Here is a 719-nt window from a genome sequence, read left to right as displayed (position 1 = left end):
TTCACAAACGTTGCCGAGGCTGCGGCTCGGTTTTGAGCCAGCGAGACAACGAGCAGCTCAGGGATTGGCAAGAACGCCGGTCCTGCGGGCACGGCTGTCAAGCGAAGGCTGCGCGCTCGCTCCCGATGTGGTCGAGATTTAGCTCGCATACGCAAAGCCGTGACACTGGGTGCATAGAGTGGACCGGGGCGGTCGACGCGGATGGATATGGCAGGGTGCGCCGCAGCGGCGAGACTCTCGCGCATCGCGTGTCGTACCTCATGCATCATGGCTCGATCCCGCCCGGGATGCTCGTCTGTCACCGATGCGACAATCGACTGTGCGTCAATCCGGCCCATCTCTTCGTCGGCACACATCAAGATAACGCCGATGACATGGTCCAGAAGGGCCGATCCTGCGACAACCGCGGGCAAAACAATCCGAACTGGCGGCACGGGAAGTATGTCGGAGCGGGGGCATGATCCGCGTGGACACCCGCCCGAGGAAGCGGAACAGCCATCGCGCTGACGAGGAACGGCGCTTCCCACAGCATCTTCAATGGCTGCGCGGGCGTCCGTGCCTGATCGCGGGCCGGGCGGGGCACGCATGCTCGGGTAAGATGACGGCCAGCCACTCCGATGCCGACGGGTCGAAAGGCATGGGGCTCAAGAGCCACGACTTCACCGCCGTCCCCCTGTGCTTCGGCGCCCATGATGAGAAGGATCGCATCGGGCTTCGGA

Annotated in this window: 2 protein-coding genes; both read left to right on the top strand. The window is 64.0% G+C overall.

Features of this window, described 5'->3' with window-relative positions; genetic code table 11:
* The first annotated feature begins 125 nt into the window (after positions 1–125).
* On the top strand, positions 126–461 hold the full coding sequence (locus LS48_RS15760) for an HNH endonuclease signature motif containing protein (RefSeq protein WP_117590242.1): 336 nt from the start codon (positions 126–128) through the stop codon (positions 459–461).
* Positions 458–719 (top strand): DUF968 domain-containing protein (locus LS48_RS15835; RefSeq protein WP_438829846.1); only part of this gene is annotated, 262 nt, incomplete at its 3' end. The genes LS48_RS15760 and LS48_RS15835, both read left to right, overlap by 4 nt.

This window comes from Aequorivita aquimaris, from assembly GCF_001573155.1.
Lineage (GTDB): Bacteria > Bacteroidota > Bacteroidia > Flavobacteriales > Flavobacteriaceae > Aequorivita > Aequorivita aquimaris.
The sequence above is the reverse complement of the archived record's forward strand: the minus strand, read 5'-3'. Positions and strand labels throughout refer to the sequence as shown.